Here is a 22,646-nt window from a genome sequence, read left to right as displayed (position 1 = left end):
GCACGGAAGGATCCGCCATGCCGGACTACCAGTCCTCGACCCCCTCCACGACCTCCGCCCCGGCCTCCGGGCGCGCGGGCGGGCGCACCCTGGCCGAGAAGGTCTGGGCGGACCACCTCGTGCGCCAGGGCGAGGACGGCCGGCCGGACCTTCTCTACATCGACCTGCACCTGCTGCACGAGGTGACCTCCCCGCAGGCCTTCGAGGGGCTGCGCCTGGCGGGCCGGCCGCTGCGCCGCCCGGAGCTGACGATCGCCACCGAGGACCACAACACGCCGACGCAGGACATCTTCTCCCGCATCGCCGACGACACCTCGCGCAAGCAGATCGAGACGCTGCGCGCCAACTGCGCCGAGTTCGGCGTGCGCCTTCACCCGCTCGGCGACGCCGAGCAGGGGATCGTGCACGTGGTGGGCCCCCAGCTGGGGCTCACCCAGCCCGGGATGACCGTGGTCTGCGGCGACTCCCACACCTCCACCCACGGCGCGTTCGGCGCGCTGGCCTTCGGCATCGGCACCTCCGAGGTCGAGCACGTGATGGCGACCCAGACCCTCCCGCTGGCGCCGTTCCGGACGATGGCGATCACCGTCGAGGGGACCCTGCGCCCCGGGGTCTCGGCCAAGGACATCATCCTGGCCGTCATCGCCAAGATCGGCACCGGCGGCGGCCAGGGCTACGTGCTGGAGTACCGCGGCTCCGCGATCCGCTCCCTGTCCATGGAGGCGCGGATGACGATCTGCAACATGTCCATCGAGGCCGGGGCGCGCGCCGGGATGATCGCCCCGGACGAGACGACCTTCGACTACGTCCAGGGCCGTCCGCACGCCCCCGCCGGCGCGGACTGGGACGCCGCGGTGGAGTACTGGCGCACCCTGCGCACCGACGAGGACGCCGTCTTCGACGCCGAGGTGTTCCTCGACGCGGACGAGCTCGAACCCTTCGTCACCTGGGGCACCAACCCCGGCCAGGGCGTCCCGCTCTCGGCGGCCGTGCCCGACCCCGAGGACATCGGGGACGAGAACGACAAGGCCAACGCGCGCCGGGCGCTGGAGTACATGGGCCTGAGCGCCGGCACGCCCATGAAGGAGATCCCGGTGGACACGGTGTTCCTGGGCTCCTGCACCAACTCCCGCATCGAGGACCTGCGGGCCGCCGCGGAGATCGTCAAGGGCCGGACCAAGGCCGGGAACGTGCGGATGATGGTGGTGCCCGGCTCCGCCAAGGTGCGGCTGCAGGCCGAGGCCGAGGGACTGGACCAGGTGTTCAAGCAGTTCGGCGCGGACTGGCGCTTCGCCGGCTGCTCGATGTGCCTGGGCATGAACCCGGACCAGCTGGCCCCGGGCGAGCGGTGCGCCTCGACGTCGAACCGCAACTTCGAGGGCCGCCAGGGCAAGGGCGGGCGCACCCACCTCGTCTCGCCCGTCGTGGCCGCGGCCACCGCGGTGCGCGGCACCCTGTCCTCCCCGTCCGACCTCGAGCCCGCCGCCGCCCCGACCGACCTCGCGTCGGCCGGCGCCTGAGCCCCCGACCCGCACCCCCAGGAAGGCCCTCCCATGGAGAAGTTCAGCACGCACCGGGGCGTCGGCGTCCCGCTGAAGCAGTCCAACGTGGACACCGACCAGATCATCCCCGCCGTCTACCTCAAGCGGATCACCAAGACCGGCTTCGAGGACGCCCTGTTCGCCGCCTGGCGGAAGAACGAGGACTTCGTGCTCAACCGGGAGCCCTACCGGCACGGCTCCGTGCTGGTGGCTGGCCCCGACTTCGGCACCGGCTCCTCGCGCGAGCACGCCGTGTGGGCGCTGCGCGACTACGGCTTCCGGGTCGTGATCTCCTCGCGCTTCGCCGACATCTTCCGCGGCAACTCCGGCAAGCAGGGGCTGCTCGCGGCCCAGGTCGACCAGTCCGACGTCGAGCTGCTGTGGAAGCTGGTCGAGGAGCGCCCCGGCACCCCGATCGAGGTCGACCTCGAGGCCCGCACCGTGACCTGCGACACCGTCACCGTGCCCTTCGTCATCGACGACTACACCCGCTGGCGGCTCATGGAGGGTCTGGACGACATCGGGCTGACCCTCCAGGACGAGGAGTCGATCACCGCCTACGAGGCCCGCCGGCCCGCGTTCAAGCCCACCACGCTGCCCGCCCGCACCTAGAGACCGCGCCCCGTTCCCGGCCCGGCGGAGCCCTCCACGGCCCGCCGGGCCGCGCGCTGTCCCGGACACGCACGACCCCTCCCTGCGCGAGGCGCCTCTCCGGGGAACCTACACTGTACGGGTGCCGCTCCCGCTCGGGGGGTGGCCCGCCAACTGCAGATCGGAAGTTCATGAGCAGCGCACTGCACATCACGGGCGGAGTTCCCCTGTCCGGCCAGGTCACCGTGCGAGGTGCCAAGAATCTCGTCCCCAAGGCCATGGTGGCCGCCCTCCTGGGGTCCACGCCGTCCGTCCTGGCGAACGTGCCGGAGATCAAGGACGTCCAGGTCGTCACCAACCTGCTGTCCCTGCACGGGGTCGAGGTGGGGCGCGAGGACGGCCGGCTCTCGCTGGACCCGTCCAACGTCACCACGGCCCGGCACGCGGACATCGACGCGCACGCGGGGGACTCCCGCATCCCGATCCTGCTGTGCGGGCCCCTCCTGCACGCCATCGGGGAGGCGTTCATCCCCGACCTCGGCGGCTGCAAGATCGGCGACCGGCCCATCAACTACCACCTCGACGTGCTGCGCCACTTCGGGGCCCGGGTCGAGAAGCTCGAGTCGGGGATCCGGATGAGCGCCCCCCACGGGCTGCGCGGCGCCAAGGTCGAGCTGCCCTACCCCTCGGTCGGCGCCACCGAGCAGGTGCTGCTCACCGCGACCCGCGCCGACGGCCACACCGAGCTGCGCGGCGCGGCGACCGAGCCCGAGATCATGGACCTCATCGCGATCCTGCAGAAGATGGGCGCCATCATCACGGTGCAGACCGACCGGGTGATCCGGATCGAGGGCGTCCCCGAGCTCACCGGCTACCGCCACCGGGCCATGCCCGACCGGATCGAGGCCGCCTCCTGGGGTTCGGCCGCGCTCGCCACCGGCGGCGACATCTTCGTGGCCGGGGCCCGGCAGGCCGACATGATGACCTTCCTCAACACCTTCCGCAAGATCGGCGGCGGCCTCGACATCACCGAGGACGGGATCCGCTTCTACCACCCCGGCGGGGACCTCAACCCGCTCATCGTGGAGACCGACGTCCACCCCGGCTTCATGACCGACTGGCAGCAGCCGCTCGTGGTCGCACTCACCCAGGCCAAGGGCGTGTCCATCGTCCACGAGACCGTCTACGAGAACCGATTCGGCTTCACCGGCGCCCTCAACCGGATGGGGGCCACGATCCAGCTGCACCGCGAGTGCCTGGGCTCCGTGCCGTGCCGGTTCGGGCAGCGCAACTTCGTCCACTCGGCCGTGATCTCCGGGCCCACCCCGCTGCGGGCCGCCGAGATCAACATCCCCGACCTGCGCGGGGGCTTCTCCCACCTGATCGCCGCGATGGCCGCCGACGGGGTCTCCCACGTGACGGGCGTCGAGCTCATCAAGCGCGGCTATGAGCACTTCACCGACAAGCTGTCGGGGCTCGGCGCGTCCTTCGAGCTCGACGGCGAGTGAGCCGGGCCCGTCGATGAGCCGCACCTCGAACCGCCGCCTCTTCCGGGTGCTGGCGGGAATCGTCAAGCCGGCCTACCGGCTGGTGGCGCGGCTGCGCTGGACCGGGGCGGAGCACCTGCCCGCCGAGGGCGGGTTCATCGTGGTGCCCAACCACCTCACCGAGCTCGACCCGCTCACGGTGGCGATCACGCTCTACGACAACGGGATCATGCCCCGGTTCCTCGCCAAGGAGTCGCTGTTCCGTGCCCCCGTGGTCGGCCCGGCGCTGCGGGCCACCGGGCAGGTCCCCGTCCTGCGCGGCACCCCGGACGCCGCGGCCGCGCTCACGGCCGCCCGCGCGGAGCTGGACTCCGGCGGTGCGGTGGTGATCTACCCCGAGGGGACCCTCACCCGCGACCCCGAGGAGTGGCCGATGAGCGGGCACACGGGCGCCGCCCGGCTGGCGCTGGCCACCGGCGTCCCGGTGATCCCGCTGGCGCACTGGGGCGACCAGGAGATCCTCGGCGGGGCGCCCGCCGGGGGACGGCGCCCCGTCAGCCTGGTCCCGCGCAAGCACGTGCGGGTGCGGATCGGCCCGCCCGTGGACCTCACCCCGTGGCGCGACGACGTCCCGGACCTGACGCACCCCGTGGGGCGGGACGCCGCCCGGCTGGAGGACGCCACCGACGCGATCATGCGGGCCGTGACCCGCGAGCTCGCGGCGCTGCGCGGGACCGAGGCCCCGCCCGCCCTCTGGGACCGCCGCCGAGGAGGCCGCCTGTGACCCCGTCCACCGGCCCGGCCCCGGCCGGCCCGCCCCGGCCCGGTCCCGCCCCGTCCGGCACCGCCCGGCCCGGCACCCCCGCGGGGCCCCGGAAGATCGCAGTGCTCGGCGCCGGGTCCTGGGGCACCACCTTCGCCAAGGTCCTCGCCGACAGCGCCCGGGCCGCCGCGCACGCCCGGCACGAGCCCCCGGCCCGCACCGTCGTGCTCTGGGGGCGCGACGCGGACGCCATGGGCCACGTGGCCCGCACCCGCGTGAACGACCGCTACGTGCCCGGCATCCGGCTGCCCGGGCTGCTCGAGGCCACCGGCGACCTCGCCGCCGCCGTGCACGGGGCCGACCTCGTGGTGCTCGCGGTGCCCGCCCAGGCGCTGCGCGCGCAGCTGGCCGCCGCGGCCCCGCACCTCGACCCGGAGGCGGTGCTGCTGTCCCTGGCCAAGGGACTCGAGCGGGACTCCGGGCTGCGGATGAGCGAGGTCGTCGCCGAGGAGCTCGGGCGGGACACGGACCGGGACGCCGAGCACTGGCGGGAGCGCACCTGCGTGCTCTCCGGGCCGAACCTGGCCATGGAGATCGCCGAGGAGCAGCCCACCGCCTCCGTCGTCGCGGCCCCCACCACGGAGCTGGCCACCTGGGTGGCGCACGCCTGCCGGACCCGCTACTTCCGCCCCTACACCAACACCGACGTGGTGGGCACCGAGATCGGCGGGGTGGTCAAGAACGTCATCGCCCTGTCCGTGGGCATCGCCGACGGCCGGCACTTCGGGGAGAACTCGAAGGCGTCCATCATCACCCGCGGGCTGGCCGAGACCACCCGCCTCGCCCTCGCCCTGGGTGGCCGGCTCGAGACGCTCTCCGGCCTGGCCGGGATGGGCGACCTCGTGGCGACCTGCTCGTCGCCGCTGTCCCGCAACCGCACGGCAGGCCGGCTCCTGGGACTCGGCGCCACCCTCGCCGAGGTGCAGGAGGAGATGACCCAGACGGCCGAGGGGATCAAGTCCGCCCCGGCCGTGCTGGCCCTCGCCCGCCGGCACGGCGTGGACATGCCCATCACCGAGGCCGTCGTGGCCATCCTGCGCGAGGACCTCACCGTCGACGACTTGGCCCCGCTGCTGCTGGGCCGCGAGATCAAATCCGAAGGGACCACCCCATGACCCCCCGCCCCTGCGTCGCCGTGCTCTTCGGCGGACGCTCCAGCGAGCACTCCATCTCCCTCATCACCGCCCGCGGCGTGCTGCGCGCCATCGACCGGGAGAAGTGGGACGTGGTGACGGTGGGGATCGCCACCTCCGGCGAGTGGTTCCTCTGCCCGCAGGAGGAGCTGGAGCGGCTGCTGGACGAGAACCCCATCGCCGAGCTGCCGGTGGGCGAGGACCTCGTGAGCCTGCCGCTGAAGGTCGGGGAGAACGAGCTGATCGTCCGGCAGGCCGGGTCCGGCGGCGAGACGGTGACCCGCGACCGCCACATCGACGTGGTCCTGCCGCTGCTGCACGGGCCCTTCGGCGAGGACGGCACCCTGCAGGGGCTCCTCGAGCTCGCGGACCTGCGCTACGTCGGCTGCGGGGTGACCGCCTCCGCGGTGGGCATGGACAAGCACTTCATGAAGCTGGCCTTCGAGGCGGCCGGCATGGAGGTGGGCCCCTACACCGTGGTCACCGACCGCCAGTGGGCCCTCGACCCGGCCGGCGTGCGGGAGCGGATCGCCGGGCTGGGCTTCCCCGTGTTCGTGAAGCCGGCCCGGGCGGGCTCCTCCTTCGGGATCACCAAGGTGGACCGGCCCGAGCAGCTGGACGCGGCGATCGAGACCGCCCGCGAGCACGACCGCAAGCTCGTGGTCGAGGCCGGCATCGTGGGGCGGGAGATCGAGTGCGCCGTGCTCCAGGGCCGCGGCACGGACCCGGCCCGCACCTCGATGCCCGGGGAGATCGAGATCGTCGACGAGCACGCCTTCTACGACTTCGAGGCCAAGTACGTCTCCCAGGCGTCCGCGAGGCTCAGCTGCCCCGCGGACCTGCCACAGGAGGCGACCGACGCGATCCGCTCCGGGGCCGTCACCGCCTTCGAGGCGCTCGACGGCGAGGGCCTGTGCCGCGCCGACTTCTTCTACACCCCGGACGGCCGGGTCGTCATCAACGAGGTCAACACCATGCCCGGGTTCACCCCGATCTCCATGTACCCGCGGATGTGGGCGGCGTCCGGGCTGGACTACGCCCGGCTGATCGACGAGCTGCTCGGCCTGGCCATGGAGCGTCCGGTCGGCCTGCGCTGACCTCCCGGACCCGGCCGTCCCCCCGGGGCCGGCCTAGTCCTCCGGGGCCGGGGAGGCGGTCACCACCACGTTCTTGCCGACCGCGTCGCGCGTGTAGCAGCTGATCAGCACGATGCGGTGGGGCACGACCCGCCAGATGTCGCTGTCCCGGAGGGTGTCCTTCTCGTAGGTCGTGACGGAGTCGACCACGTAGTCGAGCCGCCCGTCGACCGTCTCCACCTCGAGCGTCTCCCCGACCAGGGCCGGGTCGCTGAGCTTGTTGAACGGCAGCGCGATCCGGTCGTAGCTGTGCCCGGCGATGTAGGTGGTGTTCTGCGAGCCCGCACCGGGCATCCCGTAGGGGGTGAGCCAGTAGCCGCTGTAGGTCTGCGGGGGCACCAGGGAGGCCTCCGCGAGCTGGTCCTCCGTGGGGTTGTAGGGCAGGACGTCCGCCTCGAAGCCCACGGCGTCGATGCTCAGGCGCAGCGGCGACGCCGCGCGCGGGGTGTGGCCGAAGAGCTCCTGGGCGAGGAACCACTGGTTCATCAGCGCCACCCAGAGCACGGCGGCGCAGAGCGTCACCACGGCCGCCCGGCGCGCCCACGGGTCCGTGCGGGACGTCGTGGCCGGGCGCGGCGGCGCCGGCAGGGTGTTCGTGCCCATGCTGTCCTGTTCTGCGTGGTCCGGGCCGCGGTGGCCCGGACAGCTCGTCCTCGCGCGGGGATCGGTCCGGCCGCCGCCGCACCGGCGCCGCCGGCGAGCGGCGCCGGTGGGGCGGCCGGCTCAGCCGCGGGTGCGCCCGACCCGGCGGGCCCGGAGCGCCAGCGCCCCGGGCAGGGCCACCGCCGCCGCCAGCAGCGCGGTCAGCACGCCGGCACCGGCCGGCTGCTCCAGGGGCGCCGCCGTGAGGAAGGTGTCCACGTTCAGACCGGTGTTCTCGACCCCGCCGGGAGCGGCCGCTCCGGCTGCGGGCGCGGCCTCCGGGGCGGCGGCCGGGGCGTCCGCGGGTCCGGGCTCCGCGGCCGGCGGTGCCACGGGCGCGGCCTCCTGCACCGCGGGCTCGGGCGCGGCCGGGGCCTCCGGGGCGGCGGCCGGGGCTTCCGCGGGCGCGGGCTCCGCGGCCGGCGGTGCGACCGGTGCGGCCTCCTGCACCACGGGAGCCTCCTGCACCACGGGAGCCGCCGGCGCGGCCGGAGCCTCCTGCACGGGTGCCGGAGCCTCCACCGCCGCCGGAGCCTCCGCGGCCGCCGGAGCCTCCACGGGTGCGGGGTCGACGGGTGCGGGAGCCTCGGCCGGGAGCTCGGCCGCCACGGCCTGCTGCGCCGCGGGTTCGGCCACGCCCGGTGGGGCGTCGGCGGCCGGTGCGTCCGCCGGGGCGGCGACGGCCGACGGGGCGCCGAGCAGCAGGCTCCCCAGCAGCACGGTCGTCGACGACCCGGCGACCACCAGTTTTCTCGTAGCGATCATGTCGATGCGTCTCCTGACAGTCCGTAGTCGGCCCGGGCCCACCCCGGGGCCGCCAGCGCGCAGCACGAGTCCCTGACCACGCCATCTCCGCACCCCCGCGCGGACACGACAGGAACCGTCGTGCTGCTCCTCGTTCGGCCCGGACGGGACGACCGCCCGTTCGACGGCGCCGGACCCCCCGACCGAAGAACCGCTGTGCCTTAACTATGTACTCCTGCACATCGTTAGCAAGGGCGAACGGCTACGTGACGGCATGAGGCGGCAGGGCCCGGGCCGCGGCCCGCGTCTCGCCGCCCTCGTGGTTACGGGGGCACCGGGGCCGGTTCCGTGCCTTTCCTCCGATGCAACCCCGCACTAGTGGGGACGCGTGTCCGCTCCGCACCGGCGTTCGCGGACGCACATGATGAGCTCCACGGGGGCCGCCCACGCCCTCCGCCGGACGCACCCGGAGGCCGTCCGGGTACGTCCGCGAGTGAGAGGCAGCCGATGAGCGCAGGAGTGCCGGGGGCGGGAGGCCCGGTGCGCGGGCACGGCCGCGCGCCCTCCGGCGGGGGAGGCCCCCGGTGAGGTGGCCCGACCTGCTCGGGTCCGCGGCGGCCAACACGCGGCGCGCCAGGATCCGCACCGCCCTGACCGTGGGCGCGGTGTTCATCGGCGCCTGCGCCCTGACACTGACCTCCGGGATGGGCACCGGCGTGAACCGCTACATCGACGACACCGTGGCCGCGTTCGGCGACGCCGACGCGCTCTACGTCCAGAAGTCCCAGCCCCTCGTCGAGCTCTCGGCCGGAGCCGGCCCGCGAGCGTACGACCCGGACACCACGCGGATCCGCACGGGCTTCGGCGTGTCCTTCGAAGGGCTCGCCCGGGAGGACGTCGACTTCCTCGAGGCGCTCGACGGCGTGGCGTCGGTCAAGCCGATGTACGCGGTCTCGCCCACCTACCTGGAGGCGGCGGACGGCAGCCGCTTCCAGCTCTCGCCGGGCATCCCGGTCGACGCCGTGGGCCTGCAGATGGTGGCCGGCGGGCCCCCGGCCGCGGGCCGCGACGAGATGGCGGTCCCGGACAGCTGGGTGGCCGACCTCGGCTACGCCTCCGCCGCGGACGCGGTCGGCGGCGAGGTGACCGTGGTCATGACCGACCTCGCGGGACGGGACGGGGCGTTCCCGGCGCGCATCTCCGGGGTGACCCAGGCGAGCCTGGCGGGGACCTCGCTGAACCCGATCCCCTCCGACTCGTTCAACGAGCGGCTCTACGCGTACCAGGTGGGCGGCGGGCCGCAGGAGGTGCCCGAGAGCTTCGCGATGGCCACGGTCACGGTCGAGGACATGGGGCGGGCCGCCGAGATCCAGTCCCGGCTGGAGGAGCGGGAGATGCTGGGCCTGACGGTGGAGGACCAGCTGGGGATGTTCCGCACGGTCATCGACGCCGTCGTGTGGATCCTCAACGCGTGCGCCGTGATCGCCCTGCTGGCCGCGGGGCTCGGGATCGTCAACACACTGCTGATGTCGGTCCAGGAGCGCACCCGGGAGATCGGGCTGATGAAGGCCATGGGGATGAGCGGGCGCACCGTCTTCGGCCTCTTCTCCCTGGAGGCCGTCCTCATCGGACTCCTCGGCGCGGTGCTCGGCGCCGCCGCGGGCGTGGCCGGCGGCTCCGCCGTGAGCGGCGCGCTGGCCGGGGGCTATCTCTCCGGGCTGCCCGGCCTGTCCCTGTTCGCCTTCGAGGCGGGGAGGGTCGCGCTGATCGTGCTGTCCGTCATGGGGATCGCGTTCCTCGCCGGCACGATCCCGGCCGTGCGGGCCGCGCGCAAGGACCCCATCGCGTCCCTGCGCCACGAGTGAGCGGCAGCGGGCGTCCCCGGGGGATCAGCTCTCGCACTCCAGGCAGTACTTCGCGCCGTCCTGCTCCCGGGCGAGCTGGCTGCGGTGGCGGACCAGGAAGCAGGACATGCAGGTGAACTCGTCCTCCTGCTCGGGCACCACCTGGATCAGCAGCTCCTCCTGGGAGAGGTCCGCGCCGGGCAGGTCGATGCCCTCCGCCGTGTCCGCGTCGTCGATGTCGATCGCCGGGCTCTGGCTCGTGGCGCTGCGCTGGGCCTGGATCACCTCGAGCGACTCGTTGGCGGGTTCGTCCTCGGGCTTGACGCGGGGCTCGTCGTAATCGGTGGCCACGGGGGATCTCCTCCTGGGGTGGTGGGGTCGGTGGGTGTCCACGCCACAACCCGGCGGGGAACGGGCCTATTCCCGCTCCGCCGCGGCCGGTGCCGGGGAAGGCCCCGATGGTAGCCCGCCCGGGGGCCCCGGGCGCAAACCGCCCGGCGCGGCCGGTACGGCCGCCTCCCCGCTGTCGTCGGCGCCGATCGTCACCGGCTTCCCCCGGGCCGGCTGCCCGGTCTGCACCGCGCGGGGGCCGGTGCCGACCGCCGGGCACCGCACCACGGTGTCGCGGTCGGTCAGCACGCCCCGGAGCCGGTCGTCCTCCCCGCGGGCGGGCAGCGCTGCGGTCCGTGCGGACGGTTCCCGGCGGTGCCGGGGCACCCACGACCGTGGGCCCGGCCACCCGGGGGAACCGTCGCCCCGGCCCGCCCGTCACACCCCGCCGCGTGGCCCCGGCGTCCGCCGGGGCCACGCATCGCCGGGACCGGCGCGCCGGGTGCCGGCGGGGTCACAGGCCGTCGGCGGCGTCCTGGAGGTCGAGGCACCGGCGGTCGGCGGGGATCTGCTCGACCGCGGAGCCCAGCTCCACGAGCAGCGTGGAGGAGGCCACGGCGCTGCCGTCGAAGACCACCTCCACCGCGGGGTCCCGGCCGTACGTGGTGGCGGTCCACGCGTCCGCGTCCTCCCCGTCCCCGGCGCCCTGACGGATCAGCCAGTCGACGTCGTTCACGGAGGAGCACGGGTCCGTGGTGGGGCCGGGGGGCGTCACCCCGCAGCGGACGACCACCGCCGTGGGCTCGCCGTAGGCCGTGGTGGCCTGGCTGGTGGTCTCCCGCTGCGCGTGCTCGCCGATGGTCTCCGGCATGGCGAGCATCGCCGGGGCGCACCCGGGGTCGGCGGCGTTCTCGGCGGGGTCCACGGTCACGGCCGGGGTGCAGCCGGTGAGGACCGCGGCCAGGGCGCCCGCCGCCAGCAGGGCGCGGACGGGACGGGACGGGGGGAGCTGGGGCATGCCCCCAGCGTAATCCGTGGCCGGTGCCGGTCCCGCGTCCGGGCCCCTCGTTAGGATGAGCGCCATGAGCCGACCCCCAGCGGACCCCCCTGCCCCCCTCGCGCCCGCCGCACCGGAGCCGACGGTGGGGGAGCTCTCGGAGGCGGAGCTGCTGGCGCGGGTGCTGCCGCTGCTCTCCCGGCCCGCCGCGCAGGTGCTGCTCGGCCCCGGGGACGACTGCGCCGTGGTCGCTGCCCCGGACGGCCGGTACGTGATCACCACGGACACCCAGGTCCAGGACCAGGACTTCCGCCTGGCCTGGCCCAGCGGCGTGCGCACCAGCGGCTACGACACCGGGGTCAAGTGCGCCGCGCAGAACCTCGCGGACGTGGCCGCGATGGGCGCCGTGCCCTCGGCCCTCGTCGTCTCGCTCACCCTGCCCCCGCAGACCCCCGTGTCCTGGCCCGAGGACTTCGCCCGCGGCCTCGCCGCCGGGTGCGAGGCCATGGGGGCGCAGCGCTGCGCCGTGGTCGGCGGGGACCTCGGGGCCGGGCGGGAGCTGTCCGTCACGGCGACCGTGACCGGCGACCTCGAGGGCCGGGAGCCGGTGCGCCGGGCCGGGGCCCGGGAGGGCGGGGTGCTGGCCCTGGCGGGCACGACCGGCCGCGCGGCCGCCGGGGTGGCCCTGCTGGAGGACCCCCGGTACCGCCCCGGGCAGGACGAGGTCCTGGACGAGCTCGCGGCGGCGCAGCTGCGCCCGTGCGCCCCGGTGCCCGCCGGTCCGGCCGCCGCCCGCGCCGGCGCCACGGCGATGATCGACCTCTCCGACGGCCTGCTCCGTGACGCCGGGCGGGTCGCGGCCGCCAGCGCCGTGGTGGTCGACCTCGACGGCGCGGCCGTGGCCGCCCTCGCCGGACCCCTCGAGCCGGCCGCCCGGCTGCTCGGGGCGGACCCCCGCGACTGGGTCCTCACCGGCGGGGAGGACCACGGGCTGCTGGCGGTCTTTCCACAGGGCGCCCCCCTGCCCGGGGACTTCCGTGCGATAGGCTCGTGTGCGCCCGCGCCCCCGGGGCACGACGGCACCCGCCCCCGGGTGCTGCTCGACGGACGAGCGCCGCTCCTCGCCCTCGGGCACCCGGTCGGTGAAGGATGGGATCACTTTGAACCATAGGATCGGATCGAACGCGGCCGTGATGCGGCGGTGGCTCGACCTGGCCCACCGCGACCTCGTGCGGCACAGCCCCGTGCTCAACGCCCTCAACGTCTTCCCGGTCGCCGACTCGGACACCGGGACCAACCTGGCCGCCACCGTGCGCGCCGCGGCCGAGGCCGCCGGCGTGCTGGAGACCGGGGACGTGGGGGAGCTGCTCGCCCTGGCCGGGCAGGCCGCCCTGGAGGAGGCCCGCGGCAACTCCGGCACCCTCTTCTCCGTGTTCCTCACGGCGGTCGGCCAGTCCCTCGAGGGGCAGACCCGGATGAGCGCCGAGTCCGTGCGCGTGGCCCTGCACGCGGGCCACGTGCGGGCCTGGAGCGTGCTCTCGGACCCGGTCGGCGGCACCATGCTCTCGGTGCTGGAGGCGGCCGCGGCCGTCCCGGTCCCGCAGGACGTGGGGGACGGGTCGAACCAGCAGCTGAAGGACTTCCTGGGCCGGGTGAGCGAGGCCGCCCGCGCCGCCGTCCTGGCCACCCCCGACCAGCTCGAGATCCTACGCGAGACCGGCACGGTGGACGCCGGGGCGCTGGGCATGCTCGTCATCCTCGACGCGCTGGCCCGCACGGTGGGCGGTGACGACGCCGGGCGCGAGGCCGCCCTCGACCGGCTGATCGACGACGCCGCCGCCCGGGCCGCGGGCGTCCACGCCGCCCCGCACGCCGTGCACGGCGGCGTGGAGGTCATGTGCACCGTGGAGCTGTCCCCGCTGGACGCCGCGGAGCTGCGGCACGAGCTCAGCGAGGTGGGCAGCAGCGTGATCATGAGCGCGGTCTCCGAGACCGGGGACGGCTACCGGTGGCGCGTGCACGTGCACGTCGGGCGCACCGAAGAGGCGCTCGCGGTGATCGGCGCCCGGGGCGAGGCCGTCAACCTCACGGTCACCTCGCTCTCGGAGGCGGACGGATGAGGCGCGCCTGAGATGGCCCGCTCCCGTCCCGGCGGGGCGTTCCCCGCCCCGGTCCCCGAGCTCGACCAGCCGCTCGCGCGCCTGCTGGGCCGCGCCACCGCCGACCAGCTGACGCGCCAGCTCTCCGTGAGCACGATCGGGCAGCTGCTCGACCACTTCCCCCGCCGGTACATGCCCCGGGGCGAGCTCACCCCCTTCTCGGAGCTGCGCATCGACCAGCAGGTCACCATCGTGGCCGAGGTCGTCTCCGCCTCCACCCGCCAGATGCGCTCGCGCCGCGGGTCGATCACGGACGTGGTGATCACCGACCGCGTCTCCTCGGACCCCCGGCTGCTGTTCGAGGACGGGGAGGACCCCGCCCCGGGCCGGACCATGCGGCTGAGCTTCTTCAACGCCTGGACCGCGGCCCGGGACCTCCCCCCGGGCACGCACGCCCTGTTCTCCGGGAAGGTCGGGCTGTACAACGGCGCCGTGACCATGACCAACCCGCACTACGCGATCCTCGACCCGGACGCCCCGGAGGCGGGGGAGAGCGCGGAGGAGCGGGCCGGGCGGCCCATCCCCATCTACCCGGCCACCGCCAAGCTGACCACGGACAAGATCGCCCGCACCGTGCACTCCCTGCTGCCGGTCGTCGACTTCGCGGCGGTCCCGGACCCCCTGCCGGAGGACATCCGCGAGCGGGAGCGGCTCATGGGCCTGGAGGAGGCGTACTGGCAGGTGCACCGGCCCCGGGACACGCGGGCCCACGGCGAGGCCCGCCGCCGCTTCCGCTACCAGGAGGCCTTCCTGCTCCAGTGCGCGCTCGCCCGCCGCCGGGCCGAGCTCGCGGCCCACCCGACCACCGCCCGCCCCGGCACCCCCGGCGGCCTGCTGGCGAGGTTCGACGCGGCCCTGCCCTTCGAGCTCACCGCCGGCCAGCGGGCCGTGGGGGAGGAGCTCGCGGCGGAGCTCGCCGGGACCCACCCCATGAACCGGCTGCTGCAGGGCGACGTGGGCGCCGGCAAGACGCTCGTGGCGCTGCGCGCGATGCTCCAGGTCGTCGACTCGGGCGCCCAGGCCGCGCTCCTCGCGCCCACCGAGGTCCTCGCCGGGCAGCACCACGGCTCCGTGCTGCGCTCCCTCGGCCCCCTCGCCCAGGGCGGGCAGCTGGGCGGGGACCCCGACGGCACCCAGGTCGTGCTGCTCACCGGGTCCATGGGCGCGGCGGCGCGCAAGCGCGCCTTGCTGCAGATCGCCTCCGGGGAGGCCGGGATCGTCATCGGCACCCACGCCCTGCTCTCCGAGGTCGTGCAGTTCGCCGACCTCGGGCTCGTCGTGGTGGACGAGCAGCACCGCTTCGGCGTGGAGCAGCGCGACCGGCTGCGGGACAAGGCCGGCCGCCCCCCGCACCTGCTCGTGATGACCGCGACCCCCATCCCGCGGACCGTGGCCATGACCGTCTTCGGCGACCTCGACGTCTCCGTGCTGGACCAGCTGCCGGCCGGGCGGCAGCCCATCGCGACCCACACGGTGGGGCTCCTGGAGCACCCCGCCTGGGAGCAGCGCCTGTGGCGCCGCGCTCGCGAGGAGGTCGACGCGGGCCGGCAGGTCTACGTGGTCGCGCCCAAGATCGGGGACGACGACGAGGCCCCGCCGGCCGGCTCCCTGGCCGAGTCCGCCCGCGCCGCCGCCGCCGAGGACGAGGAGGCCGAGGCGCCGATGGCCTCCGTGGCCTGGCTGGCCGAGCTGATCGCCCGCCAGCCCGTCCTGGCCGGCGTGCGCGCCGAGGTGCTGCACGGCCGGCTCGACCCCGTGCGCAAGGCCCGGCTCATGGAGGACTTCTCCTCCGGGGCGGTGCAGCTGCTGGTGTGCACCACCGTGGTGGAGGTCGGGGTGGACGTCCCGAACGCCACGCTGATGATCATCGTGGACGCCGACCGGTTCGGCATCTCCCAGCTGCACCAGCTGCGCGGCCGGATCGGGCGCGGCGGGCACGCCGGGACCTGCCTGCTGGTCACCCGGCGCCCGGCCGAGCACCCCTCCCGGGAGCGCATCGAGGTCGTGGCCGGCTCCACTGACGGCTTCGCGCTGGCCCGTGCCGACCTGGAGCTGCGCCGCGAGGGGGACATCCTGGGCGCGGCGCAGTCCGGCGGGCGGTCCACGCTGCGGCTGCTGCGTGCGCTCGACGACGCCGAGCTGATCGAGCGCGCCCGCCGGGACGCCGTCGCCCTCCTCGGCGAGGACCCCGGGCTCGCCGGGCACCCCGAGCTCGCCGAGGCCATCGAACGCTACCTCGACCCGGACGCCGAGGCGTTCCTGGACCGGGGCTGAGCCCGGTGCGGCCGAGGACGGGAGGAGTCCGACCATGAGCAGGATCATCGCCGGCGCCGCCGGGGGGCTGCGCCTGCGCTCCGTGCCGGGCCAGGGCACCCGCCCCACGACCGACCGGGTCAAGGAGTCGCTCTTCGCCCGCCTCGAGGCCTGGGGCATGCTGCACGAGGCCCGGGTCCTGGACCTGTTCGCCGGGTCCGGGGCGCTGGGCTGCGAGGCCGCGAGCCGGGGCGCGGCGGCGGTCACCCTGGTGGAGCGCCACCCGCCCGCCGTGCGCGTGTGCCGGGGCAACGCGGCGGTGGTGCACCGGGCGCTGGGCCGCGAGGACGTGGTCGCGGTCCGCCAGAGCGCCGTCGCCGCCTACCTGGCCGATCCCGCGGAAGGCCCCTGGGACCTGGTGCTGGCCGACCCGCCCTATCCGCTGGGGGAGCGCGAGCTGACCGCCGTGCTGGCGGCGCTGGTGGGCCGGCTGGGCGAGGGCGGGGTGGTCGTGGTCGAGCGCTCCGCGCGCTCGCCCGAGCCGCAGTGGCCGTCCGGGCTGCGCCGCTTCGAGCAGGCCCGGCACGGGGAGACCACCATGTGGTTCGCCGAGACGGCGCTCACATCCGCGCCGCCGCCCGGCGCGCCGCGCTGAGCGGGTGCGCCGCTGCGCGCCCCGGCCCTGACAAGATGCGACAGGCAGCGATGCGACAGGCAACAACGAGCACGGGCCCGGCGGCCCGGGAGAGACGGAGGACGTCCATGAAGATCACGGTTCTGGGCACGGGCTACCTGGGGGCCACGCACGCCGCGTCGATGGCGGAGATGGGCTTCGAGGTCCTGGGCGTGGACGTGGACCCCGCGAAGGTCGACGCCCTGTCCCGCGGGGAGCTGCCCTTCCACGAACCAGGCCTGGGGGAGCTGCTGCGCAAGCACGTGGACACCGGGCGCCTGCGCTTCACCACCAGCTACGAGGAGGCCGGGGCCTTCGGCGACGTGCACTTCGTGGGCGTCGGCACGCCCCAGCGCGCCGGGTCCTTCGCGGCGGACATGCGCTACGTGGACGCCGCCGTCGGCTCGATCGCCGCGGCCGCCACGAAGGACTGCGTGATCGCGGGCAAGTCCACGGTCCCCGTCGGCTCGGCCCGGCGGCTGGCCGACCTCGCCCGCGCCTCGGCCCGCGACGGGGTGGACGTGTCCCTGGTCTGGAACCCGGAGTTCCTGCGCGAGGGCTACGCCGTGGAGGACACCCTGACCCCGGACCGGATGGTGCTGGGCGCGGAGGACGCGGCCGCGGAGGCCGTGCTGCGCCGGGTCTACGCCCGCCAGCTGGAGGCGGGCGTGCCGCTGATCGTCACCGACTTCGAGACGGCGGAGCTGGTGAAGGTCGCCGCCAACGCGTTCCTGGCCACCAAGATCTCCTTCATCAACGCCCTCTCCGAGCTCACCGAGGCGGTCGGCGGGGACATCCGCACCCTCGCGGACGCGATCGGGCTCGACGAGCGGATCGGGCGGAAGTTCCTCAACGCCGGGGTGGGCTTCGGCGGCGGCTGCCTGCCCAAGGACATCCGGGCCCTGCGGGCGCGGGCCGCGGAGCTGGGCGTGGAGCAGTCGGTGCGCTTCCTGGCGGAGGTCGACGACATCAACGTCCGCCGCCGCGGGCACACCGTGGACACCGTCACCCAGATGCTCGGCGGCTCCGTGGTGGGCAAGCAGGTGGCCGTGCTCGGGGCGGCCTTCAAGCCCGACTCCGACGACGTGCGCGACTCCCCGGCCCTGGACATCGCCGCCCGGCTGCACTCGATCGGCGCCGAGGTCGCCGTCTACGACCCCGAGGCCAACGCCAACGCCGCCCAGCGCTATCCGCGCCTGGACTACGTGGACTCCCTCGAGGCCGCCGTCACCGGCGCGGAGGTCGTGCTGCTGCTGACCGAGTGGGCCGAGTTCAAGGCGATGACCCCGGAGCAGCTGGCCCCGCTCGTGGCCGTGCCGCAGATCCTGGACGGGCGCAACGTGCTCGACCCCGAGCGCTGGTCCGCCGCCGGCTTCACCTACCGGGCGCTGGGCCGCCGGGCCACGGTCTGAGCGCACCGGTCCGAGCGCACCGGTCCGAGCGCACCGGGGGCGCCCGCCGCGGCGACGGCCGCCGCTGCCGGGGCAGCGGCGGCCGTCGGCGCGGACGGGACTCAGTCCCCGTACTTCTCGAAGATCAGGTCGTCCGTGTTCTTGTCCAGCTGCATGGAGCTGCTGTGCTGGATGAGCCGCGCCACGGTGCTGGCCTCGCTCTCGGGGACGACGAGCAGGTACTCCTCCACCCCGTCGTCGAGGGTCAGCTCGAACGTGTAGGAGCCGGCGTCGCCGTCCCCCTGCCTGCTGCGGATCACGTCGACGCTGGTGACGCGCCGGATGTTCTTGCCCTGGCCTGATGGCATGGTTCCCCCTTCGGACACACTGTGCGGGGAGGGCCGGTCGCCGCGGCCGCGCGTGCCGGTCCCCCTGACGACGGCGGCCGTCGGCGGGCCGCCGGCCCGGGCCCGGACCGCTCCACCGGGCTCGCGGGTGCCCACCACGGTAGCCACCCGGCACGGCCGCGCCAAGGGTGCCGCCCGTGTGTGACGGGCGCCGCGCGGGTCAGCCGGCCAGCCGCCGCGCCGCCTGCTCCAGGACGTCCCGGCGCTTGCCGAAGGAGAAGCGCATCCAGGCGGCGTACCGGTCCCGGTGCGCCGCCGAGGCGAGGGCCGGCACCGGCACGCCCACCACGCCGGAGCGCTCGGCCAGCACGGGCGCCAGGGCGGTGGCGTCCCCGACGCCGTGGCGCTCGCACAGTACGCCCACGTCGGCCACGACGAAGAACGTGCCCTGCGGCTCGCAGGGTGCGGCGCCCGCGGCGGCCAGCCCCTGCACGAGCACGTCGCGGCGGAGCCGGAAGTCCTCGGCCAGACCCGCGTAGAAGGCGTCCGGCAGGCGCAGGGCCGCCGCGGCCCCGAGCTGCAGGGGGGTGGCCGCGCTGTGCGTGAAGTACGCCTTGGTGGCCCGCACCGCCCCGACGAGGTGCTCGGGCCCGCTCACCCAGCCCACGCGCCAGCCCGTGGCGGAGAACGTCTTGCCCACCGAGGAGACGGTGAGGGTCCGCTCGAAGGCCCCCGGCAGGGCCGCCAGGGGGCGGTGGGCGCCGCCGTAGCGCAGGTGCTCGTAGACCTCGTCGGTCACCACCACGCAGTCGTGCTCCTGGGCCAGCTCGACCACCCGGGACAGGGCGGCGTCGTCGAACACGGTGCCCGTGGGGTTGTGCGGGTCGTTGAGGACCACCATGCGGGTGCGGGGCCCGAAGGCCGCGGCGAGCCGGTCCAGGTCGGGGGAGAAGCGCGGGGGCTCCAGCGGGACCGTGACCAGCCGCGCGCCCGCGAACTCCACCACCGCGCCGTAGAGGTCGTAGTGCGGCTCGAAGGTGACGACCTCGTCGCCGGGGCGCAGGAACGCGAGCAGGCTCGCGGCCAGCCCCTCGGAGGCGCCGACGGTCACGACGACGCCGGAGGCCGGGTCCGGCTCGAGCCCGTAGAAGCGGCGCTGGTGCTCGGCGACGGCCTCCCGCAGCTGCGGCACCCCCGCCACCGGGGAGTACTGGTTGCCGCCGCCGCGCAGGGCGGCGGCGGCGGCGTCGAGCATCTCCGGCGGCCCGTCGACGTCCGGGAAGCCCTGGCCCAGGTTGATCGCCCCCGTGCGGGCGGCCAGCCGGGACATCTCCTCGAACACCGTCCCGGTGAGCTCCCCGGCGCCGGTCAGCAGTCCCCCTCCGTGGGCCATGCGCTCCCAGGGGGCGCGGGACGTGCGGGCGGCGGCGGTGGCATCCATGGCCGCCAGTCTAGGGTCCCGGGGCAGGGTGCCTAGGATGGGGCCCATGCACCGAGCGATCTGCCCCGGCTCCTTCGACCCCATCCACAACGGCCACGTGGAGGTCGTGGCGCGCGCCGCGGCGCTCTTCGACGAGGTGGTGGTCGCGGTGTCCACGAACCCGCACAAGCGCCACCGCTTCGGTCCCGAGCAGCGGCTGGCGCTGGCGGAGGAGAGCCTCGCGGGGATCGCCGGCGTCGTCGTCGAGCCCATGGGCGCGGGCCTGCTCGCGGACTACGCGGCGCAGCGGGGCGCGGTGGCGCTGGTCAAGGGGCTGCGCTCCGGGGAGGACTACGCGTACGAGGTGCCGATGGCCACGATGAACCGCGACCTCACGCGGGTCGAGACGGTGTTCCTGCCGGGGGACCCGCGGTTCCTGCACCTGTCCTCGACCCTCGTCAAGGAGGTCCAGGGCCTCGGCGGGGACGTCTCCGGCTTCGTGCCCGCGCCCGTGCTGCGCGCCCTGCAGGCCTGAGCCCGCCGCGCTCCTCCGGGACCGGCGGGGCGCGTCCCGTTTGAGAACCGGCGGCGGGGCACGCTACCATGGCCTGTCGGCCAGAATTTCACCAGGAGATCGTCATCAGTCGCGAGAACAGTTCGCCCCTCATCATCGATGTCAGGGACCTCGAGCACCGCCCGGGGACGATGCGACGACTGGAGAAGACGGTGCCCGCGCCGAAGGACTTCGGCAACGCACTGATCGGCGCCCCGGAGGGCTCGGACATCGAGCTGGACCTCCGGCTGGAGTCCGTCCACGACGGGATCCTGGTGTCCGGCACGGCCGCCGTGGACATCCACGGCGAGTGCAGCCGCTGCCTCGACCCGATCGACTACGATCTGGACGTCGACGTGCAGGAGCTGTACCTCTTCGACGCCGCCACCACCGGTGGGGAGGACGTCGAGGACGACCAGATGTATGACGTTCGGGACGAGACGATCGACCTCGAACCCATGCTTCGGGACGCAGTGATCACTCAGCTGCCGTTCCAACCGGTGTGCCGGGAGGACTGCCAGGGGTTGTGCGCCCAGTGCGGCGCGCGCCTGGAGGACGACCCGGGACACCACCACGAGGTGCTCGATCCTCGCTGGAGCGCCCTGTCGGGCCTGCTCGAGCAGGACACCTCGGAGAAGACGACCGATACGAGAGAAGAGAGATAGCCGTGGCTGTTCCCAAGCGGAAGATGTCCCGTGCCAACACCCGTGCACGCCGTTCCCAGTGGAAGGCGACCGCGCCGAAGCTGGTCAAGACCGTCGAGAACGGCAAGGTCACCTACAGCCTGCCGCACCAGGCCAAGGTCGTGACCGACTCCGCGGGGACCGCGCTGTTCCTGGAGTACAAGGGCCGCAAGGTGGCCGACGCCTGACCACGGTGAGCACCACCGCCGACCCTCAGGTCCTGCTGGAGCGTCTCGGCGTCGACATCGACGCCGAGACGCTCCGTCTTGCGCTGACCCACCGCTCCTACGCCTATGAGCACGAGGGACAGGGCCACAACGAACGGCTCGAGTTCCTCGGGGACTCCGTGCTGGGCCTGGCGGTCACCGACGAGATCTTCCACCGCTACCCCGACGACTCCGAGGGCAACCTCGCGAAGATCCGCGCGGCCGTGGTGAGCACCCGCACCCTCGCCGACCTCGCGCGCTCCCTCGACGTGGGCGCGCACATCCGGTTGGGCAAGGGCGAGGTGCGGACCCGCGGCCACGAGAAGGCCTCGATCCTCGCCGACACCATGGAGGCGCTGATCGGCGCCGTCTACGTGTGCTCGGGGCTGGAGGCCGCCCGCGACTTCGTGCTGCGCCTGGTCGTGCCGCTGCTCGAGGACGGCTTCGTGATGACCGAGGGGCGCGACTGGAAGACCGAGATCCAGGAGCTCGCCGCGGCCCGGGGGCTGGGCCCCGTCCGCTACGCCGTGGAGGGCACCGGACCCGACCACGACCGCCGCTACGAGGCGCACCTGCTCATCGGCGGCAAGGACCACGGCACGGGCGCCGGCACCACCAAGAAGGAGGCCGAGCGCTCCGCCGCCGCGCAGGCCTACGCGGCCCTGGTGGCCCGCAGCGGTGCCTGAGTCGGGAACGCGGGGCGCCCGTGCCTGAGCTGCCCGAGGTCGAGGTCGTCCGCCGCGGCGTGGAGCGCTGGGTCGTGGGCCGCCGGATCGAGTCCGTGCAGGTCCTCGACCCGCGCTCGGTGCGCCGGCACGAGGCCGGCCCGGTCGCCTTCGCCCGCGAGCTCGAGGGCGCGGTGGTCGGCGACGCCGTGCGCCGCGGCAAGTTCCTCTGGCTGCCGCTGACCGGGCCGGACGGGGACGCGCCCCAGGAGGCCCTGCTGGTGCACCTGGGGATGAGCGGGCAGCTGCTCGTCAAGGACGCCGGGCTGCCCGCGGAGAAGCACCTCAAGGTGCGGCTTCGCCTGTCCGAGCGCCCCGGCACCCCGGCCGAGCTGCGCTTCGTGGACCAGCGGATCTTCGGCGGCATGGTCCTGGACGCGCTCGTGCCCACCGGCGACGGCGCCCCGGGCGGACGCTCGGCCACGGGCCTGCCGGCCGTGCCCACCCGCGCGGCCCACATCGCCCGCGACCCCCTGGACCCGGCCTTCGACACCGACCTCCTGCACGACCGGCTGCGCCGGCGGCGCACCGGGCTCAAGCGGGCCCTGCTGGACCAGGGCCTCGTCTCCGGGATCGGCAACATCTACGCCGACGAGGCGCTGTGGCAGGCACGCCTGCACTGGGCCCGCCCCACCGACACGCTCCGCCGCCCCGAGACGCACCGGGTGCTCGAGGCGGTCCGGGCGGTGATGGAACGGGCCCTCGCGGCCGGCGGGACGAGCTTCGACTCCCTGTACGTCAACGTCAACGGGGAGTCGGGCTACTTCGCCCGCGACCTCCACGCCTACGGCCGCGCCGGCCGGCCCTGCTCCCGGTGCGCGGAGGAGGGCCGGGCGGCGCTGATCGTGCGCGAGCAGTTCATGAACCGCTCGTCCTACCGCTGCCCGGTCTGCCAGCGCGCGCCCCGCAACGCCCGGTTCTGACCGGCCGCGGCGGGGCGCCGGCACCCGCGGTGCCGGTTCCGCGGA

23 protein-coding genes are annotated in these 22,646 nt (G+C 74.8%); 17 read left to right on the top strand and 6 right to left on the bottom strand.

Annotated features, from left to right (window positions below; translation table 11 throughout):
• The first annotated feature begins 17 nt into the window (after positions 1-17).
• From leuC to ACWCOM_RS04745, 6 genes are all read left to right on the top strand, one after another.
• Entirely contained in the window at positions 18-1,520 is a 1,503-nt protein-coding gene (gene leuC / locus ACWCOM_RS04770) for a 3-isopropylmalate dehydratase large subunit (protein ID WP_454547593.1), read from the top strand.
• Positions 1,521-1,553: 33 nt separating this feature from the next.
• Positions 1,554-2,153 (top strand): 3-isopropylmalate dehydratase small subunit, encoded by a 600-nt coding sequence (leuD, locus tag ACWCOM_RS04765; RefSeq protein WP_454547592.1) that lies wholly within the window; start codon positions 1,554-1,556, stop codon positions 2,151-2,153.
• Between the two features lie 170 nt (positions 2,154-2,323).
• Positions 2,324-3,640, top strand: a complete 1,317-nt coding sequence (murA, locus tag ACWCOM_RS04760; RefSeq protein ID WP_454547591.1) for a UDP-N-acetylglucosamine 1-carboxyvinyltransferase — start codon at positions 2,324-2,326, stop codon at positions 3,638-3,640.
• A gap of 13 nt (positions 3,641-3,653) precedes the next feature.
• Entirely contained in the window at positions 3,654-4,403 is a 750-nt protein-coding gene (locus ACWCOM_RS04755; protein WP_454547590.1) for a lysophospholipid acyltransferase family protein, read from the top strand.
• Between the two features lie 95 nt (positions 4,404-4,498).
• Positions 4,499-5,557 (top strand): NAD(P)H-dependent glycerol-3-phosphate dehydrogenase, encoded by a 1,059-nt coding sequence (locus ACWCOM_RS04750; protein ID WP_454547708.1) that lies wholly within the window; start codon positions 4,499-4,501, stop codon positions 5,555-5,557.
• Positions 5,554-6,672: a D-alanine--D-alanine ligase family protein gene (locus ACWCOM_RS04745; protein WP_454547589.1), complete on the top strand. Its 1,119-nt coding sequence runs from the start codon at positions 5,554-5,556 to the stop codon at positions 6,670-6,672. The genes ACWCOM_RS04750 and ACWCOM_RS04745 overlap by 4 nt, the downstream gene beginning before the upstream one ends.
• A 33-nt stretch (positions 6,673-6,705) precedes the next feature.
• On the opposite strand, the gene ACWCOM_RS04740 is transcribed toward ACWCOM_RS04745, so the two are convergent.
• Both ACWCOM_RS04740 and ACWCOM_RS04735 read right to left on the bottom strand, forming a co-directional pair.
• Positions 6,706-7,314, bottom strand: coding sequence for a class F sortase (locus ACWCOM_RS04740; RefSeq protein ID WP_454547588.1), 609 nt, complete (start codon positions 7,312-7,314; stop codon positions 6,706-6,708).
• Between the two features lie 120 nt (positions 7,315-7,434).
• Positions 7,435-8,118: a hypothetical protein gene (locus ACWCOM_RS04735; protein ID WP_454547587.1), complete on the bottom strand. Its 684-nt coding sequence runs from the start codon at positions 8,116-8,118 to the stop codon at positions 7,435-7,437.
• Positions 8,119-8,681: 563 nt separating this feature from the next.
• Between ACWCOM_RS04735 and ACWCOM_RS04730 the strand changes: the two genes are divergently transcribed.
• Complete coding sequence (locus ACWCOM_RS04730; RefSeq protein ID WP_454547586.1) at positions 8,682-9,962, top strand: ABC transporter permease; 1,281 nt, start codon at positions 8,682-8,684, stop codon at positions 9,960-9,962.
• Positions 9,963-9,986: 24 nt separating this feature from the next.
• Here the strand turns inward: ACWCOM_RS04730 and ACWCOM_RS04725 are convergent, their stop codons facing one another.
• Together ACWCOM_RS04725 and ACWCOM_RS04720 are read right to left on the bottom strand one after the other, a co-directional pair.
• Positions 9,987-10,292: a DUF4193 domain-containing protein gene (locus ACWCOM_RS04725; RefSeq protein WP_454547585.1), complete on the bottom strand. Its 306-nt coding sequence runs from the start codon at positions 10,290-10,292 to the stop codon at positions 9,987-9,989.
• Between the two features lie 493 nt (positions 10,293-10,785).
• Positions 10,786-11,289, bottom strand: a complete 504-nt coding sequence (locus tag ACWCOM_RS04720) for a DUF3515 family protein (protein WP_454547584.1) — start codon at positions 11,287-11,289, stop codon at positions 10,786-10,788.
• Between the two features lie 64 nt (positions 11,290-11,353).
• On the opposite strand from ACWCOM_RS04720, the gene thiL reads away from it, so the two are divergent.
• The 5 genes from thiL (at position 11,354) to ACWCOM_RS04695 (ending at position 17,765) form a co-directional block, all read left to right on the top strand.
• Positions 11,354-12,439, top strand: a complete 1,086-nt coding sequence (thiL, locus tag ACWCOM_RS04715) for a thiamine-phosphate kinase (protein ID WP_454547583.1) — start codon at positions 11,354-11,356, stop codon at positions 12,437-12,439.
• A complete protein-coding gene (locus tag ACWCOM_RS04710) occupies positions 12,429-13,388 on the top strand; it encodes a DAK2 domain-containing protein (RefSeq protein ID WP_454547582.1) in 960 nt (319 codons plus the stop codon). The genes thiL and ACWCOM_RS04710 overlap by 11 nt, the downstream gene beginning before the upstream one ends.
• Positions 13,389-13,400: 12 nt before the next feature.
• Positions 13,401-15,701: an ATP-dependent DNA helicase RecG gene (locus tag ACWCOM_RS04705; RefSeq protein WP_454547581.1), complete on the top strand. Its 2,301-nt coding sequence runs from the start codon at positions 13,401-13,403 to the stop codon at positions 15,699-15,701.
• A gap of 34 nt (positions 15,702-15,735) precedes the next feature.
• Positions 15,736-16,335 (top strand): 16S rRNA (guanine(966)-N(2))-methyltransferase RsmD, encoded by a 600-nt coding sequence (rsmD, locus tag ACWCOM_RS04700; RefSeq protein WP_454547580.1) that lies wholly within the window; start codon positions 15,736-15,738, stop codon positions 16,333-16,335.
• Between the two features lie 107 nt (positions 16,336-16,442).
• Positions 16,443-17,765: a UDP-glucose dehydrogenase family protein gene (locus tag ACWCOM_RS04695; protein ID WP_454547579.1), complete on the top strand. Its 1,323-nt coding sequence runs from the start codon at positions 16,443-16,445 to the stop codon at positions 17,763-17,765.
• A gap of 101 nt (positions 17,766-17,866) precedes the next feature.
• Here the strand turns inward: ACWCOM_RS04695 and ACWCOM_RS04690 are convergent, their stop codons facing one another.
• Both ACWCOM_RS04690 and ACWCOM_RS04685 read right to left on the bottom strand, forming a co-directional pair.
• Positions 17,867-18,112, bottom strand: coding sequence for a hypothetical protein (locus ACWCOM_RS04690; RefSeq protein ID WP_454547578.1), 246 nt, complete (start codon positions 18,110-18,112; stop codon positions 17,867-17,869).
• A gap of 199 nt (positions 18,113-18,311) precedes the next feature.
• Positions 18,312-19,532 (bottom strand): aminotransferase class I/II-fold pyridoxal phosphate-dependent enzyme, encoded by a 1,221-nt coding sequence (locus tag ACWCOM_RS04685; protein ID WP_454547577.1) that lies wholly within the window; start codon positions 19,530-19,532, stop codon positions 18,312-18,314.
• 46 nt (positions 19,533-19,578) lie between these two features.
• Here ACWCOM_RS04685 and coaD point away from each other — a divergent pair, with 46 nt between their 5' ends.
• The 5 genes from coaD (at position 19,579) to mutM (ending at position 22,601) form a co-directional block, all read left to right on the top strand.
• The gene (gene coaD, locus ACWCOM_RS04680) at positions 19,579-20,046 is read left to right on the top strand and encodes a pantetheine-phosphate adenylyltransferase (protein WP_454547576.1); all 468 of its coding nucleotides are present in this window, start codon (positions 19,579-19,581) and stop codon (positions 20,044-20,046) included.
• A gap of 170 nt (positions 20,047-20,216) precedes the next feature.
• Positions 20,217-20,729: a YceD family protein gene (locus ACWCOM_RS04675; protein ID WP_454547575.1), complete on the top strand. Its 513-nt coding sequence runs from the start codon at positions 20,217-20,219 to the stop codon at positions 20,727-20,729.
• 2 nt (positions 20,730-20,731) lie between these two features.
• Positions 20,732-20,935, top strand: coding sequence for a 50S ribosomal protein L32 (gene rpmF / locus ACWCOM_RS04670; RefSeq protein WP_031282896.1), 204 nt, complete (start codon positions 20,732-20,734; stop codon positions 20,933-20,935).
• A gap of 5 nt (positions 20,936-20,940) precedes the next feature.
• Positions 20,941-21,639, top strand: coding sequence for a ribonuclease III (rnc, locus tag ACWCOM_RS04665; RefSeq protein ID WP_454547574.1), 699 nt, complete (start codon positions 20,941-20,943; stop codon positions 21,637-21,639).
• A 20-nt stretch (positions 21,640-21,659) separates the two neighbouring features.
• Complete coding sequence (gene mutM, locus ACWCOM_RS04660; RefSeq protein ID WP_454547573.1) at positions 21,660-22,601, top strand: bifunctional DNA-formamidopyrimidine glycosylase/DNA-(apurinic or apyrimidinic site) lyase; 942 nt, start codon at positions 21,660-21,662, stop codon at positions 22,599-22,601.
• Positions 22,602-22,646: the final 45 nt, after the last annotated feature.

It is taken from the genome of Kocuria sp. KH4, assembly GCF_053711175.1.
The sequence above is the reverse complement of the archived record's forward strand: the minus strand, read 5'-3'. Positions and strand labels throughout refer to the sequence as shown.